The sequence below is a fragment of the Rhizobium skierniewicense genome, from assembly GCF_014196515.1.
GTDB lineage: Bacteria > Pseudomonadota > Alphaproteobacteria > Rhizobiales > Rhizobiaceae > Agrobacterium > Agrobacterium skierniewicense.
This window is the reverse complement of record NZ_JACIDV010000002.1, coordinates 304,150-321,556: the sequence shown is the minus strand read 5'-3', so window position 1 is coordinate 321,556 and position 17,407 is coordinate 304,150. Positions and strand designations below refer to the sequence as shown.

17 protein-coding genes are annotated in these 17,407 nt (G+C 55.8%); 4 read left to right on the top strand and 13 right to left on the bottom strand.

What is annotated here, in order from left to right; all coding sequences use genetic code 11:
• Positions 1-5 precede the first annotated feature (5 nt).
• Positions 6-896, top strand: a complete 891-nt coding sequence (locus tag GGQ73_RS04295) for a 4-(cytidine 5'-diphospho)-2-C-methyl-D-erythritol kinase (RefSeq protein WP_183894221.1) — start codon at positions 6-8, stop codon at positions 894-896.
• On the top strand, positions 893-1,432 hold the full coding sequence (gene moaB, locus GGQ73_RS04290) for a molybdenum cofactor biosynthesis protein B (protein WP_183894219.1): 540 nt from the start codon (positions 893-895) through the stop codon (positions 1,430-1,432). Before GGQ73_RS04295 ends, moaB begins: the two co-directional genes overlap by 4 nt.
• A gap of 6 nt (positions 1,433-1,438) precedes the next feature.
• On the opposite strand, the gene GGQ73_RS04285 is transcribed toward moaB, so the two are convergent.
• A complete protein-coding gene (locus GGQ73_RS04285) occupies positions 1,439-1,957 on the bottom strand; it encodes a glycosyltransferase family protein (RefSeq protein ID WP_183894217.1) in 519 nt (172 codons plus the stop codon).
• A 190-nt stretch (positions 1,958-2,147) separates the two neighbouring features.
• On the opposite strand from GGQ73_RS04285, the gene GGQ73_RS04280 reads away from it, so the two are divergent.
• Complete coding sequence (locus GGQ73_RS04280; RefSeq protein ID WP_183894215.1) at positions 2,148-3,305, top strand: PA0069 family radical SAM protein; 1,158 nt, start codon at positions 2,148-2,150, stop codon at positions 3,303-3,305.
• A gap of 310 nt (positions 3,306-3,615) precedes the next feature.
• Positions 3,616-4,269 (top strand): ribonuclease HII, encoded by a 654-nt coding sequence (locus GGQ73_RS04275; protein ID WP_183894213.1) that lies wholly within the window; start codon positions 3,616-3,618, stop codon positions 4,267-4,269.
• A 10-nt stretch (positions 4,270-4,279) separates the two neighbouring features.
• Here the strand turns inward: GGQ73_RS04275 and GGQ73_RS04270 are convergent, their stop codons facing one another.
• From GGQ73_RS04270 to GGQ73_RS04215, 12 genes are all read right to left on the bottom strand, one after another.
• The gene (locus GGQ73_RS04270; protein WP_183894212.1) at positions 4,280-6,112 is read right to left on the bottom strand and encodes a HAMP domain-containing methyl-accepting chemotaxis protein; all 1,833 of its coding nucleotides are present in this window, start codon (positions 6,110-6,112) and stop codon (positions 4,280-4,282) included.
• Between the two features lie 402 nt (positions 6,113-6,514).
• The gene (locus GGQ73_RS04265; RefSeq protein WP_183894210.1) at positions 6,515-7,000 is read right to left on the bottom strand and encodes a F0F1 ATP synthase subunit B; all 486 of its coding nucleotides are present in this window, start codon (positions 6,998-7,000) and stop codon (positions 6,515-6,517) included.
• Between the two features lies 1 nt (position 7,001).
• A complete protein-coding gene (locus GGQ73_RS04260; RefSeq protein WP_183894208.1) occupies positions 7,002-7,640 on the bottom strand; it encodes a F0F1 ATP synthase subunit B in 639 nt (212 codons plus the stop codon).
• A 77-nt stretch (positions 7,641-7,717) separates the two neighbouring features.
• Complete coding sequence (locus GGQ73_RS04255) at positions 7,718-7,945, bottom strand: F0F1 ATP synthase subunit C (RefSeq protein ID WP_027673924.1); 228 nt, start codon at positions 7,943-7,945, stop codon at positions 7,718-7,720.
• Positions 7,946-8,016: 71 nt separating this feature from the next.
• Positions 8,017-8,766, bottom strand: a complete 750-nt coding sequence (locus GGQ73_RS04250; RefSeq protein WP_111840962.1) for a F0F1 ATP synthase subunit A — start codon at positions 8,764-8,766, stop codon at positions 8,017-8,019.
• Between the two features lie 62 nt (positions 8,767-8,828).
• Positions 8,829-9,194 carry an AtpZ/AtpI family protein gene (locus GGQ73_RS04245; protein WP_174152205.1) on the bottom strand — a complete coding sequence of 122 codons (366 nt, stop codon included), beginning with the start codon at positions 9,192-9,194 and terminating at the stop codon, positions 8,829-8,831.
• Between the two features lie 270 nt (positions 9,195-9,464).
• On the bottom strand, positions 9,465-10,634 hold the full coding sequence (locus GGQ73_RS04240; protein ID WP_183894206.1) for a cell wall hydrolase: 1,170 nt from the start codon (positions 10,632-10,634) through the stop codon (positions 9,465-9,467).
• Positions 10,635-10,814: 180 nt separating this feature from the next.
• A complete protein-coding gene (locus GGQ73_RS04235; RefSeq protein WP_174152203.1) occupies positions 10,815-12,731 on the bottom strand; it encodes a potassium transporter Kup in 1,917 nt (638 codons plus the stop codon).
• A gap of 15 nt (positions 12,732-12,746) precedes the next feature.
• Positions 12,747-13,724, bottom strand: coding sequence for a magnesium/cobalt transporter CorA (gene corA / locus GGQ73_RS04230; RefSeq protein ID WP_174152202.1), 978 nt, complete (start codon positions 13,722-13,724; stop codon positions 12,747-12,749).
• 395 nt (positions 13,725-14,119) lie between these two features.
• Complete coding sequence (gene apbC / locus GGQ73_RS04225) at positions 14,120-15,241, bottom strand: iron-sulfur cluster carrier protein ApbC (protein ID WP_183894204.1); 1,122 nt, start codon at positions 15,239-15,241, stop codon at positions 14,120-14,122.
• An 87-nt stretch (positions 15,242-15,328) separates the two neighbouring features.
• A complete protein-coding gene (locus tag GGQ73_RS04220) occupies positions 15,329-16,552 on the bottom strand; it encodes a CmpA/NrtA family ABC transporter substrate-binding protein (RefSeq protein ID WP_183894202.1) in 1,224 nt (407 codons plus the stop codon).
• 78 nt (positions 16,553-16,630) lie between these two features.
• Complete coding sequence (locus tag GGQ73_RS04215; protein WP_183894200.1) at positions 16,631-17,371, bottom strand: helix-turn-helix transcriptional regulator; 741 nt, start codon at positions 17,369-17,371, stop codon at positions 16,631-16,633.
• Between the last annotated feature and the right edge of the window lie 36 nt (positions 17,372-17,407).

Sequence of the window (17,407 nt, the reverse complement as noted above, 5' to 3'; positions counted from 1 at the left end):
GCATAATGTTTTCGCATAAGCCTGTGGGAGCGGTCGAAACAACGGAAGCCGCTCCTGCCAAGATCAATCTTGCCTTACATGTGACGGGCCAGCGGACCGATGGGTATCATCTGCTGGATACGCTGGTGACCTTTACCGAAGCGGGCGACGTCATTCGTATTCACGACGCGCCAGGGGATGGGTTTTCCATCTCAGGCTCTTTCGCCGATGTGCTTCGACAAGCGACTACCAAAGAAAATCTCGTTTTGAAGGCACGCGACCTGTTGCGCGAAGCCGCTGGAGCGCGTGCCCGACCGGTTGCTATTCACCTCGAAAAAAACCTTCCAGTGTCCTCCGGCATTGGTGGAGGTTCCGCAGATGCGGCAGCGACCTTACGAGGGCTTCGCCGTCACTGGAACATCGACATTGCAGACGCGGAGCTCGCGGAGATTGGGCTGAAACTCGGGGCAGACGTGCCGATGTGCCTGGCCCGCCAACCCTTGATCGCTCGCGGAATTGGTGAAGACATCAGCACTATCGATGACATGCCGGTCATACCGCTGGTTCTTGCCAATCCACTGAAGGGGGTCTCCACGCCGGAGGTGTTCAAGCGTCTGAAGAGCAAGACAAATCCCCCGCTTGAACACAGAGATGACAATACGTGGATGCCTTTCCTCACCAAAAGTCGCAACGATCTTGAGATACCTGCACGCAAAATTCTTCCCGACATTGATGACGTGTGCGATTTGCTGCGTAAAGCAGGCGCTCAGCTCGTTCGTATGTCCGGTTCCGGCGCCACCTGTTTCGGGATTTTTAAAACAATCGAAGACGCCAAATCTGCCGCTGATCAGCTTCGCCGGCAGCGTCCAGACTGGTATGTTCAGGCAACGAAAACCATAGGCGGACCTGCGAGATGACTGTTGAACGCGCGTTTATTCCCATCGGCATCGCGGTTCTGACCGTATCCGATACCCGTACCCTAGCAGACGACCGATCAGGCGATACACTGGTTGCCCGCATTGCAGAGGCCGGGCATGTCCTTGTGGACCGTGCCATCGTCGCGGATGACAAGGCCGCTATAGAGGCGCAGGTACGACGCTGGACGCTATCCGATGAGATCGACGTGGTCATTACCACCGGCGGTACAGGCTTTACCGGACGTGACGTCACCCCAGAAGCGCTGGAGCCGATGTTCGAAAAGCGGATGGATGGCTTTTCAGCCGTGTTTCACCGCATTTCCTATGACAAGATCAACACATCCACCATCCAATCGCGCGCGACAGCGGGATTGGCGAATTCCACCTTCATTTTCGTACTGCCCGGTTCTCCAGGTGCATGCAAGGATGCGTGGGATGGAATTTTGAAAGCGCAACTGGATTACCGCCACATGCCCTGCAATTTCGTGGAAATCATGCCGCGTCTGGACGAACATCTGAAGCGCGGTAAGGCTTGAGACCGACTACCGGGCGGAGCGCAGCACCCATGAGGGAATCAGTTCGGCGCTGAGGCGACGGGTTTTCTGTGATTTGGGGAAATGGTCGAGCCGCATGCCGGACTTGGCAATCGACAGTGCTTCGGGCTTCCCCAACAACAGGCCATATTCCAGCGGCGGTCTGCGCTGGATGAAGCGCGACAAAAGGGATGGGCGGTAATGACGCGAAGGCGCAAAGCGCGCAGGCAGCTTGCTCAGCGCCATGTATTCGCTGACATCGGCGATCCAGCCGCTTTGCGGGCGGCTACCCGGCTCCATCATCAAAATCCACTCGCCCCGCGCCGAGGCAATGATATCCTTGATGTCCCATTCCGTATGAAAGCGGCAGCCTGCGGCCTCGGCCACACGCGACGATCCGTCGCTGGAGGCGTGATCTAATATGATGACGTCACTGACCAGCCCCTCAACCGCGCCCGAGACGAGCGTCGCGAGAGTGTGAGCAAGCTCAGGCTCCTGATCCCGGCATTCCATGATGACTGTCAACATATGTGATCCCCGAGGGGGCAATAAACACAAAAACCCGCGCCGCTACAATATTTCATCGATGGGATTCCTACCGCAATGCAAAAGAAATAGCTATCGCGTGTTTTTGCATTTTGTTCTTGTCTTGTTCTCATTTTTAATTTAAGAATCGAGACATCCACACAGCCGGTTCATGCCGGTCAGGAGCATCCAGATGAGACAACATGTGCTTTCCGGGCAGGCTGCATTCCAGCCGGGTCATACGCCAGATATTGCCAATGCGCTGGCCGATGCATCCGGTCTTCGGATCGAGATCGATCGTCGGCGCGGGCGTGGAGCGGGCATCAATCCCGGTGGGCGTTTCGAGACCCTTCAGCATGAAGCCGTCGATGATGGCTGGCAGATCATAGAGGATCTGCCCGAGTTTCGCACTGAGGTGCAGGTGGAGAAACCGCGCACGATCATTACCCGCAATGATTCGCCGGACATTCCCTTCGACCGGTCTATCAATCCCTATCGAGGGTGCGAACATGGCTGCATCTATTGTTTTGCAAGACCCAGTCACAGCTATATGGGCCTGTCAGCTGGACTGGATTTCGAGGCCAAGCTGTTTGCCAAACCGGATGCCGCAAAGCTTCTGGAACGGGAACTTGCCAAACCGGGATACAAGGCGCGTGTCATTGCCATCGGCACCAACACCGATCCTTACCAGCCCATCGAGCGGGAATGGCGCATCATGCGGCAGATCCTCGAGGTGTTGGCAAAGGCTGATCATCCGGTCGCCATTGTCACTAAATCCGGCCTTATTACACGCGATATCGATATCCTTGCCCCGATGGCTGCAAAAGGGCTGGTGAAGGTCGGCATTTCCGTAACGACGCTGGACCGCAAGCTTGCCCGCAGTATGGAGCCTCGTGCCTCTACGCCCACCAAGCGGCTGGAAGCGATCAAGACGCTGACGGATGCGGGAATACCGACCGCTGTCATGATGGCGCCGGTCATTCCAGCGTTGAACGATCACGAAATCGAACGGGTGCTGGAAGCTGGAAAGGCGGCGGGAGCAACGGAGGCGTCGTACGTATTGCTGCGGCTGCCGCTGGAGGTCAGCCCCCTGTTTCGCGAATGGCTGCTGCGCAACTATCCGCATCGCTACCAGCACGTTATGTCCCTGGTGCGCTCCATGCGCGACGGCAAGGATTATGACGCGGAATTCGGCAAACGGATGAAGGGCGCCGGTCCGTATGCCTGGCAAATTGGTCGCCGTTTCGAAATGACGACAAAGAGGCTTGGGCTCATCCGCCGAGGCCTTCATCTTCGCGACGATCTGTTTATCGCGCCTGGAGGTGCAGGCGTGCAATTGTCGCTGCTGTGACAGTCGAAGCCAATATGATGGTCGAAATCACGGCATGCGCTAGGAGATTGCGCTTGCCGCTCAATCGGAAAAGCCTGAAATCGAAGGTCGGTTCTGGCTGATGTTCAAGAATACCCGTAGCGTCTATGCCCTGCGCTACGGGTTATACGCCCCCGGTGATCTGCCGCCTCGCATGGGTTCGCTCTTCCGCCCCGATGAGAAGAGCTTGAGGTCATGAGACCTCAGCCAGCACCCCTCCGCCCCGTGGGTTGCTGCACACCCTGCGACCGGGGGCTTGCAGGAGATCGGTTGCCTGTGTCAGTTTCCGCCAATGAAACGACGCACAGCATCCGATTCTCCTGCCCTCTTTGACTTTGTAAACTCCGGCCCGGATTTTAGTCTGGAGCTTGAGGCGAAACAGCGTGGTGAGTGGCCAGTGGCCGGGACGGATGAAGCTGGGCGCGGCCCGCTGGCCGGACCCGTCGTTGCCGCCGCCGTTATTCTCGATCCCGACAACATACCCGATGGGCTAAACGATTCGAAAAAGCTGTCCAAGGCGCGTCGCGCGTTTCTGTTTGAGAAGATTCTGGAAACATCCATCGTTTCCATCGCCTCATCCGGACCTCTGCTCATCGACCGGATGAACATTCTGAGGGCCAGCCTGGATGCCATGCGCCGGGCTGTGCTTGGACTTCAGACCGCGCCCGCTCTCGTGCTCGCCGATGGACGTGATATTCCTCCCGGCATACCCTGCCTCGGCAAAGCAGTGATCAAGGGCGATGCGCGATCGGTTTCGATTGCCGCCGCCTCCATCGTCGCGAAGGTGACCCGTGACAGGATGATGGAAAAGGCCGGATCAATCTATCCGGCTTATGGTTTTGAAGCGCATGTGGGATACGGCACGCCGGCACATCTGCGCGCCATCGAGACCAATGGCGCCTGTCCGCTTCACCGCATGAGTTTCAGCCCAATGCGCGTGGAGTGAGCGCTGTCTATCAGCCAGCGCGCCTCACCTGATAAACACCATGATCACGACCCTGCGACCCCGATTGGGCAAGCTGGAACTGTTGCAGAAGCGTCCGCAACTTTTCGCTTTCGCCTGCCAGCGCCGATGTCGCAGAGGTCGTCTCTTCCACCATTGCAGCATTTTGCTGGGTGGTCTGGTCCATCTGATTGACGGCTGTGTTGAGCTCTGCCAAACCCGTTGCCTGTTCCTGAGCGGACGAGGCAATTGCGCCCATGTGTTCGTTCATGACGGTCACGTGGCTTTCGATGGTTTTCAACGCATCGCCGGTCTGTCGCACGAGATTGACACCGTTCTCGACTTCCACCGACGACTTGCCGATCAATTCCTTAATTTCCTTGGCGGCCTTGGCAGACCGTTGTGCGAGTTCACGCACCTCCTGGGCCACAACCGCAAAGCCCTTGCCAGCTTCGCCCGCGCGAGCGGCCTCAACACCGGCGTTGAGGGCAAGAAGGTTGGTCTGGAACGCGATCTCATCGATGACGACGATGATACTTGAGATTTGCCCTGACGATTGCTCTATCCGGTGCATCGCATCGACAGCGGTGGCGACGACGTCACCCGACACCTTGGCTGCGCGGTTCGCCTCGGTTGCTGCCCCTCGTGCTTCATGCACACGTTTGGTGGAGTTGCTGACATTGACGGTGATCTGATCGAGCGCGGCCGCAGTTTCCTCAAGGGTTGCGGCCTGTTGTTCCGTCCGTTTCGACAGGTCAGCCGATCCGTCCGCAATTTCGCGAGTCCCATTGTTCATGGCGTCAATGGAATGGGCGATTTCCGACATAGTGGCGCCCAGTTGCTTGAGCGAGCGGTTGAAGTCTTGACGCAAAGGCTCAAAATCCGGCGCGAAGACGTCATTGATCTGGAAGGCGAGATCGCCGGAAGCCAGGCGGCGCAAGCCATCCGCCAATCCAGATGTGGCGATCCGCAGTCTTTCCTCTGCATCAGCCTCAGCTTTTTGCTGCGTGGCAAGACGCTCGACCTCAGCTTGCTGACGGTTTGTTTCCGCCTGCGCTTCCAGACGTTTGTTTTCGATAGCACTCTGACGGAAGACCTCGACAGCTCCCGCCATCGCACCGATCTCGTCTTTCCTGCCGCTTCCAGGAATGGTGATATCCGTGTCACCATCCGAAAGACGACGCATCACACCGGTCATCCGCACCAACGGTCTGGCAAGATGGAAATTTCCGAAGAGAGCAGCGCCGACACCAATGACAAGCGCAATGCCGAGTGAGATATAGTTGAGCGTAGAGGCAGAGGCGGCAGCCTGTGCCGTGACTTCACCCTCGCCCCGGACATCCATTTCCATATCATCCACTGCAGACTGCAAAACCGCCTTGGCTTCACCGTACGCCGCAAGGGCCTCGCCAACGAAACTTGCCCGCGCGTCCTCGATCTTTCCAGCCGCCAGCAACGCCTTCACGTCGTTCCAGCGTGCCTCTGCCAGTTTCCATTTTTCATCGAATGAAGCGAAATACTTTTTGTCCGCCTCATCGACGAGATAACTCTTATACGTACGCATATCCGCATCCAGCGCCGCACGGGTGGCCTGCATTTGTCCTTCGAATTGCAGCCAGCTATCGGTTTTAGACGTTACGATCGAACTTTGGGCGTTGCGAACGTCGCCAAGTTGCCCATTGATCTTGCCCAACAGGATAAAGGACGGAACGCGGCTATCCACGATGGTATCGATACCGCCTCTGATCTGATTGAGGGAGGAAATCGAGGCCATTCCCTGCACACCTGCAACCAACAACATGACGCCTGAGAGACCAGCAAGAACAATACCAATGGATAGCTTCATAATAGTCCCTCAAAGTGAATATTGGACGATGCAAGGGCAGTATGTCTTTACTCAAGACTTGGTAGTAGCCAAAAGCGCGGATTGTCGGAACATTGCCGTGAATACAATTCATGCCTTGAATACGTCGATATATTATTTTTTTGTTATTGATATTTCATTAAATTTCATTTGCGTAATACACTCAATCCATAGCCCCTTCTGAGCGGTTCCGTAGGAAGCAACACCGAATGGCCAGCTCGACGCCACTCATCAATTTCTTGAGCAATAGATAGCGTCGAGCATCTGCACCAAACTCTCGGAGCAATCAGCGCGCAATACACCAACAAAAAGCCCCGCCGATTGCTCAGCGGGGCTACAAATTTTGGAAACGGGTGGGGCTTTAACGCGGCCGACCGTCTATTCTTAATTCAGACGGGTCTTGACTTCGCTCACTGCTGTGCTGAAAAGCTTGGCCTTTGCAGCAGCGGTGGTCTTTTCAGCGAGGATTTTCTCGGACGCGGCGATCGCAAGGTCGACGGCGGCGGAACGTACGGCGCCTATTGCGTCCGTTTCCGCCTGCTTGATCTTCTGTTCCGACAAAGCGTTGCGACGGGCGACAAATTCTTCCGTCTTCACCTTGGCTTCGGATGTCAGGGCAGCCGCTTCACGCTCGGCAGCCGCAATGATATTGGCTGCATCGGCTTCGGCTTCCTTGCGCTTGCGCTGATATTCGGCCAGCAGATGCTGAGCCTCTTCACGCAGGCGCTTTGCCTCGGCGAGTTCTTCCTTGATGTTGCCAGCGCGTTCATCAAGCGAGTTTGCCAGCATGCCTGGCACCTTGAGATAGGCAATCAGGACGAAGAAAAGGATAAGACCGACGAGGGCGAAAAATGTTGCATCAAACGCCATATCAAGCTCCCTTCACAACGGACACGGCGGCCACTGCGGCTTTCACATCCGTATCCTTGACCTTGAGGCCGATCAATTGATCGACGATCGCGGTCGCGGTTTCCTCGGCAATGGTACCGACATCGGCAAATGCCTGCTGCTTGATCGTTTCAATGCGTGCTTCCGCCGCTGCGACCTTTTGGGAAAGGTCAGCCTCGATTGCGGCGCGATCTGCATCTGCCTTGACTTTCGCTGCTTCGCGGGCGGCAGCGGCGATGGAACCGGCCTTGGCGCGCGCTGCGCTCAATTCTTTTTCATAGGTTTCGATCGCAGCATCTGCCTCGGCCTTCAGCCGGGATGCTTCATCGAGGTCCTGTGCGATACGGCCATGACGGTCTTCGAGAATTCCGCCAACGCGCGGCACGATGACCTTTTTCATGAGCACGTAGAAAAGGCCGAACGTGATGGCCAGCCAAAGAAGCTGGGATGCGTAAGTGGACTGATCGAACGGTGGAAACACAGGGGACCCGTGACCGGCATCGTGTGCCACTCCGGTTTCCGTATGTGTTGCTTCCGGGGCAGTCTGACCGATAGCCGGAGTTCCGGTATTCGTTTCACTTGTCGCCGGTGCTGACTGGGCCAAAGCCTCGGTCACGAACATGCTCACCTCCAGGGGTCGTGCAAATGCGAAAGATCACGGCACGCGGTGCGAGCCGTGATCCAAACCTGATGCTGATATTAGACAGCGAACAGGAGAAGGAGAGCGACGAGCAACGAGAAGATGCCCAAAGCTTCCGTGACGGCAAAGCCGAATACCAGACGGCCGAACTGGCTGTCAGCGGCAGATGGATTGCGCAGTGCGCCCGACAAGAAATCGCCGAAGATACGGCCGAGAGCGAGGGACGTACCAGCCATGCCGAGGCATGCGAGACCTGCGCCGATGTACTTTGCTGCTTCCGCTTCCATGTTAAGCTCCTTAGAATGGGTTGTTGCGGCTATTTTTGACACCCGGTTTCCGGGGCCAGCGACTTTACTTCTCAGTGACCACCATGCACGGCATCGTTCAGGTACATGCAAGTCAGTACCGCGAAGACGTATGCCTGCAGGAAGGCGACGAGAAATTCCAGACCGGTCATTGCGACCGTCATGATGAGTGGCAGGATTGCGCCACCGATACCAAGGGCGCCCAAGGCACCCATGGAAGCGACGAAGCCCGAGAAGACCTTCAGCGTGATGTGACCGGCCAGCATGTTCGCAAACAGACGAACGGAAAGGCTGATCGGACGCGACAGGAAGGATATGATTTCGATCGATGACACGAGCGGAAGAAGAACTGCCGGAACACCCTGCGGCGCGAAGATGCCAAGGAAATGCAGGCCATGCTTATAGAAACCGTAAACGACCACCGTTCCAATGACCAAGCACGAGAGCGCAAAGGTCACGATGATCTGGCTGGTGACGGTGAAGAAGTATGGGAACATGCCCAGAAGGTTTGCCGTCAGAACGAACATGAACAGCGAGAAGACGAATGGGAAGAAGACCATTCCCTTTTTGCCCGCACCTTCGCGCAGCATCGAGGCGATGAATTCGTAGGACATTTCGGCAACGGACTGCATACGGCCGGGAATCAGACCGCGGTTGGACGTTGCGAAATAAAGAAAACCGGATGCGGCAGCGACAGTGGCAACCATGAACAGAGACGCGTTGGTGAACGAGAAATCCACGCCACCGATTTCAATCGGGATGATCGGCTGTACAATGAACTGATGCGTCGGATCGTTTGCCACCGGCTGCCCTCTTACCTGTTGCCGCTCGTGACGGCACTTAACTGTCTATGGGAAGGAGCGTATCAGTCGCCCTGCTTCCCACCCTTGTCTTTTCCCAGTCCGCCTTCGAGAAGCGGCGGCTTGGCCACCACTCCGGCGGAACGCAAAACGTTCAACACGCCCGCACAAAACCCGAGAAGAAGAAGAACGATCATCCCCCACGGCGACGTGCCAGCAAAATGGTCCAGAAGATAACCCAGCATCGCGCCGACGATGACTGCGGAAATGAATTCGGAAGAGAGCTTAATCGCCATTGCAAAACCCTTCCGGGTCTCCGCTGCGTTCTGCTCCGTCCGCGCTTCCGCGTCGTCCTCCGCCTTCACCTTTGCCAACTCATCGGCAAGGCGCTTGCGGCGCTCATCCAGACTATCGTTACGGTTGCCGGTCATGGCCAAATCCCACCCTTTGTCTCCATACTGGCATTGCCAGAACTCTTTGGAGTTGTAAACGGCAGGGCTTCAAGCCTGTTCCAGCCCGCTCTGAAGTCGCGCGCAACATAGTTTTAGGGACTTCTCTAGTCAAGGCACCGGGGGCGCTTCGCGGAATACAAATTTATTCATTTAAAACAAAGACTTGCTTTAGATTTTGGAATTTGTGGCCGCAATGGCGTTCGGAATCGGCAATTTTCGTGGCGTTATCCCGGTAAAAACCCCGTAATATCAGCTCCAACCACCGCCATAGGTACGATAGAAGACGTGAAGACCGATTCTGCCGACCTTCTTCATGGATTTGCCCCATGCAGGACGGACGTAGACGGCGTGATAATGGGTCGCGGAACCAACTTCTGTCAGCCAGATCTTGCCTGCAGAGGTCGCCATGGCCACTTCACGGGCCATCTTCCAGTGACGTTCGGAGTTGATGCGGTCCTTGATATTGTCGCAGGCAAAGGAAAACTGGCAACGATTGCGCCAATCCTTGTTCTGATAGACCACACCACAGATGGTTTTCGGATAGGAGGGATTGCGGACACGGTTGAGGATGACCTGGGCCACGGCAGCCTGTCCCTTTACCGATTCGCCGCGCGCTTCAAAGTAGATGCCGGATGCGAGACACTGTTGTTCGGCAGCGGAAAACACCTCTGCCGGAAGCGGCGTTGCCGCCCAGGCGTGGTCATCGGACGCGATTTTGGGAATGAAACGGCCTGCCTCAGGCTTCTTCAAAATAGCATCGAAGGGCGATTCGCGCGCGAAATCAGGCGCTGCGGGCGCATAGGCGGTGGCCAGCACATCAGCGTTACGGTTCGTGATCAACTCAGCCACCATGGGCGAGACGTTCTTTTCGACCTTCTTGTCGTCACGGCGGAAGTAGAAGGATGCCAGCTCGATGTCCTTGCTCTTCTTCCACTTCACGAATGCCGTACGATCGGTTCCCTTTAAGGGCTTGGTGTCCAGCATGCTGGTGCGGTTGAGAACGGAGCCTGCGGTAAAGGCTTTCGGTGGCTGCATGATTTCGGTGGTGACGATACGGCCCTTTTTGGCAGCGCGATTGACGCGATCGCTATCGGGGCTGGTCTCCTTGCCGTTCTTGCCGGTGACGAAGGCTACCTTCCGACCGTCTGCTGTAATCATTCCGGACCCACTCAGCGCCGGTGCGGCATCAGCATTGTTGAATGCAAGTGACGCATTGTGAACGGAACCTGCCGGCGAGTTGGTCAAGACCATGCGCCATTGTTCGCCGCCTGCATCGAGCCCCGCCAGCAGCGAGGCAAGATCGGCACGCGCAGCGAGAGATGGAAAGGCCAGCCATGCGGCGAGACCGAAGATGACAGGCGATGTCCATTTTTCAAACGAAAAGAAGAACCCGCGACGCGATACATTTTTCGAACGCAAAACCCGCACTCCGGCACACAGACTCAAACAGTTGGTATGACCGGATAATCTCTCATTAACCTTGATGCTTGGTTAACGGTACTCGGGCGAAACGTGTCACGTTAACGTGTGACCCTGCGAAAAACGCCATTCTTCTCCCGAAGAATGGCGCTCGATAGCTCTCAAAAATAGCATGGTGGATCAGATCACGACATGAGATCCGAGTTCGACCACGCGGTTTGCTGGCAGGCGGAAGTAGTCGGACGGGTCTGCCGCCGTTTCAGCCAGCCCGATGAACAGCCGGTTCTGCCATCCAGGCATGCCGGACTTCGGATCGGGGACGAGTTTGCGACGGCCCAGATAGAACGATGTCGACATGATATCGAACTTGTAGCCAGTGCGGCGCAGATAACCCAATGCCTGCGTGACGTTCTGGGTTTCCATGAAGCCGAAATGCAGTTCGACGACGACGAAGCGCTCGCTGATCTTGGTGATCGTATAGCGCTTGTCCGGATGAATACGCGGCGTGTCCTCGGTGCGGATCGTCAGGATGACGTTCTTGTCGTGCAGGACGTGATTGTGTTTCAGATTGTGCAGCAAGGCCGCAGGTGCTGTTTCCGGGTCGCCGGTCAGGAAGATCGCCGTACCGGGAATGCGCACGGGCGCGTGAGAGCTTTCCTTCTCGACGGAAGCAACGAATGCCTTCAATGGCACATCCGTGCGGCGGGTCTTGGCAAACAGGATTTTCGATCCCCGCTGCCAGGTCGTCATGATGATGGTGAAGGCGATGGCCAGCAATACCGGCACATAGCCACCGTCATGGATTTTCAGCAGGTTTGCACCAAGGAAGATCATTTCGAGTGAGATGAAGGGGAAAATGACCAAGGCTGCAACCAGCGGAGACCACTTCCAGTGGCTACGCGCAAACTGGAAGAACAACAGGCTGGTGACGACCATCGCACCGGTGACCGAGATACCGTAGGCCGTTGCCAGCGCATCCGAGCTTTTGAAGGTGAGCACCAGCGCAACGACGCCGAACAACAGGATCGTGTTGACCGACGGAAGGTAGATTTGCCCGGTGTTGGTTTCCGACGTGAACAGGATTTCCATGCGCGGCAGATAGCCAAGGTTTATGGCCTGACGAACGAGCGAGAACGCGCCGGTGATCACCGCCTGGCTCGCAATGATGGTAGCCGCCGTTGCCAGAATAACGGCTGGCAGCAACGCCCATTGCGGGAACATCAGGTAGAATGGGTTGGACATGGCCGCGGGATCTTTCAGAACCAGCGCGCCTTGGCCGAGGTAATTGAGGGTCAAAGCCGGAAAAACCAGGACAAACCATGCCCACTGAATGGGTTTGCGACCGAAATGCCCCAAATCAGCATAGAGGGCTTCCGCGCCTGTGATCGTCAGGAACACGGCACCAAGAACGACGATCCCGTAGAAGCCTTCGGCTAGCAGAAATTCGACCGCATGCCACGGATTGAAGGAATACAGAATGCTGTAATCGTCCGAAATGTGGGTTAGTCCGACAAAGCCCATGACCAGAAACCAGACAGCGGTGATCGGACCAAAGAACTTGGCAACGAATTCTGTACCGTGAGACTGGATGGCGAAGAGGCCGACGAGAATGCCGACCGAGATGGGAATGATGAATTCATCCATCTGCGGCGTCACGAGTTTCAAGCCCTCGACCGCCGATAGCACGGAAAGTGCCGGCGTAATCATGGCATCACCGAGAAACAATGCCGCGCCAATCAAACCTAGCATGACGAGCACGCCGCGTTTTTTGCCTGCTTTCTTCATCAAAAGCGCCAGAAGTGACAGCGTGCCGCCTTCGCCATCATTGTCTGCGCGCAGCAGAAAACAGATGTATTTGATGGTGACAATGATGGTGAGTGACCAGATCATCAACGAAATGAGGCCAATAACCTCCATTTCCGTCACACCATCGTGCGAGATGGGTTTCAACGCTTCGCGAAAGGCGTAGAGAGGGCTCGTTCCGATGTCGCCGTAGACGACGCCGATCGAACCCAGCATGGCAGCAAGAAAGCCTTTCCGACTGTGATCGTCGGGACCAGGCTTTTCGATGCAGTCCTTGTCCATGGCATGAGACATTGTGATCCTGACCGGTTAAAGCCAGCCCTTCCAGCGGAAAAAGATGAACGGAATGATGGCCGAGATGAGCATGACGAAGACCGCGAGTGGATACCCATAGGTCCACTGCAACTCCGGCATGACATTAAAGTTCATTCCATAAATGGATGCCACGAGGGTCGGGGGTAAAAAAACGACCGACGCGATGGAGAAAATCTTGATGATGGCGTTCTGTTCGACATTGATGATGCCCAGCGACGCGTCCAGCAGGAAGGTGAGATTTCCTGAAATAAACGAGGCATGCTCGGACAGGGACTGGATATCGCGCCCGATGGAGCGACCCATTTCCTTGGCTTCCTTGTCTTGCTGAACATTGGGTGTTGCCTGCAAAAAGGACTGAAGGCGGGCAAGCGACGCGAGGCTATCGCGCACCTTCGATATCAGACGGTGATAGGCAGAGATGTCGGCCAGCTTGTCTTCCAGATATCGCGGCGCCTTGCGCTTGCTGCGTGCCTTGTCACCAAAAATGCCTGCGGCGACGTCGTCGATGCGGACAACGGAATTTTCGAGAATTTCGGCGGTACGATCAACGATGGTTTCGAGAAGCTTCAACAACAATGCGGTGCCGCTGCGCATATCGTGCGGCACGCGGGTGATGGCTGCGATAAAGAGGTTGAAGGATTTCGGTTCAGCATAGCGGATGGTCACGAGCCGTTTGCCAGCCAGAATGAAGGCGACGTCGGTCAGGCGCGGATCTTTCGAATCCGCGTTCCAGACCAGCGAACCGGTCATGAAAACATTGCCCTCTTCCATAAAAAGGCGGCTCGAAGGCTCGATGTCCTTCAAATCCTCGCGCGTGGGAAGCTCAACGCCCAGCAGCTTTTCGACCTTGATTTCTTCATCCCGTGTCGGGTTCACAAGATCGATCCAGACAATATCATCCGAAATCTGCGTGACCTTCTGGTCCGCCGACAGGCTGATTGCCTCGCAATTCGAGCGATAGGCTTTGATCAATCAGTTTCTCCGGTCAGCACATCGACAAGGGTCGATACGCTGCTCTAACACATCATGTGTGGCTTCCGCAAACGCCCGGGATGGACGAGGGATCAAACGGCGCAGGGCTATGCTCTCAATGGCCTCAATAATCAAGGGGTAAAATTTGGGCACGGTCGATTCGTCACAAGGTTGAGGCGAAGTTATGATGACTTGAAAGCGGATCAAATGTTCAGACAAGACACGAAATCCACTCATAAAATTTATCAACTTCAACAGCTTAACCATTGAACTGTTAAAGAGCAGATGCCGACGGTAGTTAAGATACGGGAAATTTCTTCGCTTTCTCTAAGCGGGCGCGAACTGTCAAGCGGTGCGAAAGCCCGAGTGCTATGCACCCGGCGCATCGATAAATTCTAATCAAATACGATTTTCGGTGCAGTTTTTTGCTTCCCGGCACCGATTTCCGCCCAGACTTTCTGCGCAATATCCCTGTAGATTTGAGCCTGCGGGCCCTCCGGCTCCGCCATCACGACCGGGGTTCCGGCATCCGACAATTCACGGATGGAGATCGTCAGCGGCACCTCCCCCAGAAATGGAACGCCGATACGTTCTGCTTCTGCGCGCGCGCCACCGTGACCGAAAATATCGTAGCGGGTGCCGGTATCAGGCGCGATGAAATAGCTCATGTTTTCGATCACCCCCAGAAGCGGCACCTCGACCTTGCGGAACATGGTGATGCCCTTGCGCGCATCGATGAGTGCCAGGTCCTGAGGGGTTGATACGATGACAGCGCCTGCAAGCGGAACCTGCTGGGCGATGGTCAATTGCGCGTCGCCCGTGCCGGGTGGCATATCCAGCACCAGAATGTCCAGATCGCCCCAGGCGACTTCCCGCAGCATCTGCATCAAGGCGGACTGTACCATCGGTCCGCGCCAGATCATGGCCGCTTCCTCATCTACCAGAAACCCCATGGACATGACCTTGAGGCCATAATTCTCCATCGGCATGATGACGCGGCCCTCACCCTGCTGCGGGCGACCGGATATCTTCAGCAAGCGTGGAATGGATGGCCCATAGATGTCGGCGTCGAGAATACCCACGCGCAGACCCAGCGATTGTAAGCCGAGAGCAAGATTGACGGCGGTGGTGGACTTGCCAACGCCACCTTTGCCGGATGCGACAGCGATGATCGCGCCAATGCCCGGTACGCCGGTCTTGGGGCGTGGCTGCGGGGGTGCTTTTGGCTGAGACGGCGCCGGCTGTGGTGAGGGGCTTGTGCCCGGTTTGCGATCCGCCGTGAGGGTCACCATCGCAGCCTTGATGCCGGAGACACCGGCCGCTGCCTTTTCCGCAGCAAGCCGCAAGGGTTCCATCGAATCGGCCTGCTCAGCCGGAACCGTGATGGAAAAATAAGCCTTGGCGTCCGCAATGAATATTTCCGACACCATGCCAAGCGCAACGATGCTTTGATCGCCGCCCGGATACGCTACGCTTTCCAGTGCCTGCTCGATCTGTTTCTTGTCGACCTGTGTCATGTCACTATCCATTGTCCCATCCGCCGGTCTTCAATAACCAAGCGGATGAGTTTCGCCAACGATAAAGCGTGACCATACGGTCAATCGTCAGTTTTCGTCGCCGGTGTCGATTTTTTCAGGATCGAAAATGCTGCCGTCGAAAAAAGCATCTGGCCCAAGAACAAGGCCGGAGCGGGACGCCCCGACATGCACCGGCGCTTTCAATGTTCCCTCGACCTTCAGATTGGCTGTCGGAACCGGTGCGAAAATCGGTCGCATGGCCTTGCGGAAAATATCGGGGCGAAAGGCTTGGCTTGCTGCCTCGTAGATTTTCGCGTCGTCGGCAAACTCCGGCGGGCAATCTTTCCATCGCAACATCTGGCTGAAGAACCACAGTGCCTGACTTTGCCAGGGAAAGTTGGCAGCTTTGCCGCTGGTGGAAAAGAAGCTGCTGCATTCCAGCATCCGGGCGGGTGAATGCGAGATATAGCCGGTCAGTGCCGGCAATATGAGATCGCGATCCATGTCGAGGTAATCCGCCGCTGAAAGAATATCGGAAAGCTCTTCGTAATTGGCGCTGCTGGCGCACCATTCACCCGCTCGATACAGCGCCCGCAGAAGCGACTCCAGCGTCGCAGGATAAGCCTCTGACCAGTCTTGCGAGACTGCCAAGACCTTTTCAGGTGCATTCTGCCAGATATGTGATTTTGTGGTTACGATGCGAGCGGTCCCTTGTAAGACAGCGGCGCTGCCGTAAGGCTCGGCAACGTAAAAGCCGTCGATCTGTCCATTCTCCAGCAAATCCGGCATATTGGCGGGGAACGTCGGCATAAAGCTGATCTCGCAATCGGCGGGAAGACGTGCGCTCGCCAGCAGATAGCGCAGTTCGAATGCCGATACGGACAAATGATGCTCGACGGCAAAGACCAGCCGGGCAAGATCGGAGGTCTGGCGGGAGAGGGCGACACGAGCCAGCGCCCGCGCGACTGTTGCGGGATCAGGTATTTTCATACCCTCACCGACCAGATCTTTGTGCAAAGACTGAGATACGACCAAAGTCGCGCCGCCAGTGGCCAAAACGAAGGGCGCGATGAGGTCAGCGGGAAGTACAGGAAGACCGAGCGCCGAGGCGACGGGTAAGGATGCCGACAGATGGAGACCGTGAAGAGCACCTCTGTTCCATTCGGCCAGAAGCTCGTCCGTGCTGTTTTTTTTCAGCAATTCAAGGGTCACGCCCTCGTCGGCCGCAAACCCTTTTTCAACAGCAACAACAAGCGTCGCACAATCAACTGTCGGAGAAAATCCAGCTTTGAAGTTCTTCGACGCCGACAAACGAATCTCCTCTGCCGCAAGTAAAAGCGAGAATTGCTTACGTAGCGGAAGATAACAATCGAAAAATGGAAAAAATGACTACTTTATCAAACCGACACGTAAAGCCTTGGCGACCGCTTGGGTGCGATTGACAGTATTGAGCTTCTTGGTTGCACGGTTCAGATAATGGTTGACGGTATGCTCTGATAAGCTGAGGATTTCGGCGATCTCCACACTTGTCTTTCCCGCCGCCGTCCAGTTCAGACAGTCGATTTCACGGTCCGTCAATGTATCGGGAATACGCGCATCGAGACTTCGCACATAAGCGAGACGGCTGAAAACATGGGCGGAGATGAACGCAATCTCGGCCATCTCTGTTGGAGAAAAAGCTGATCGGTTTCCGCTAAAGGATATGGCTCCGCGCTGACCCGTTGCATCTTGAACCGGACACCATATGGAATTGATCATTTCAAAGCGATCAAAGAGTTCAATGATGCTCTTGATGGATGCCTCATCGTGACCGCGAACCACGAACTCCTTGTTGACCCAGAATGGAACGCTGGAATGCTTCAAATTGCGCAGCACATTGCTGCGGGTAAGCAATCCTTCATGATCGTACTGATGCAAAAGCTCTGCAGGCCAGTTGGTTATGATGGTATAATCCGACAATTCCAGCGACGTGTTGGTAGGAAGGTTGACCACCATGAAGGCTCTCATCGAAAAGGATTCAGTGACCCTCTTCAGAAAACGAAAGATGTCGAATTGGGTTTTGAGTTCCGCCACTTCCTGAGCACACTCCGCTACCAAGGGTGCGGGACTGGAAAAATCTGGCTTGGACATCATCCATATTTCTTTGCGATTTAGGCTTCTGTCAGA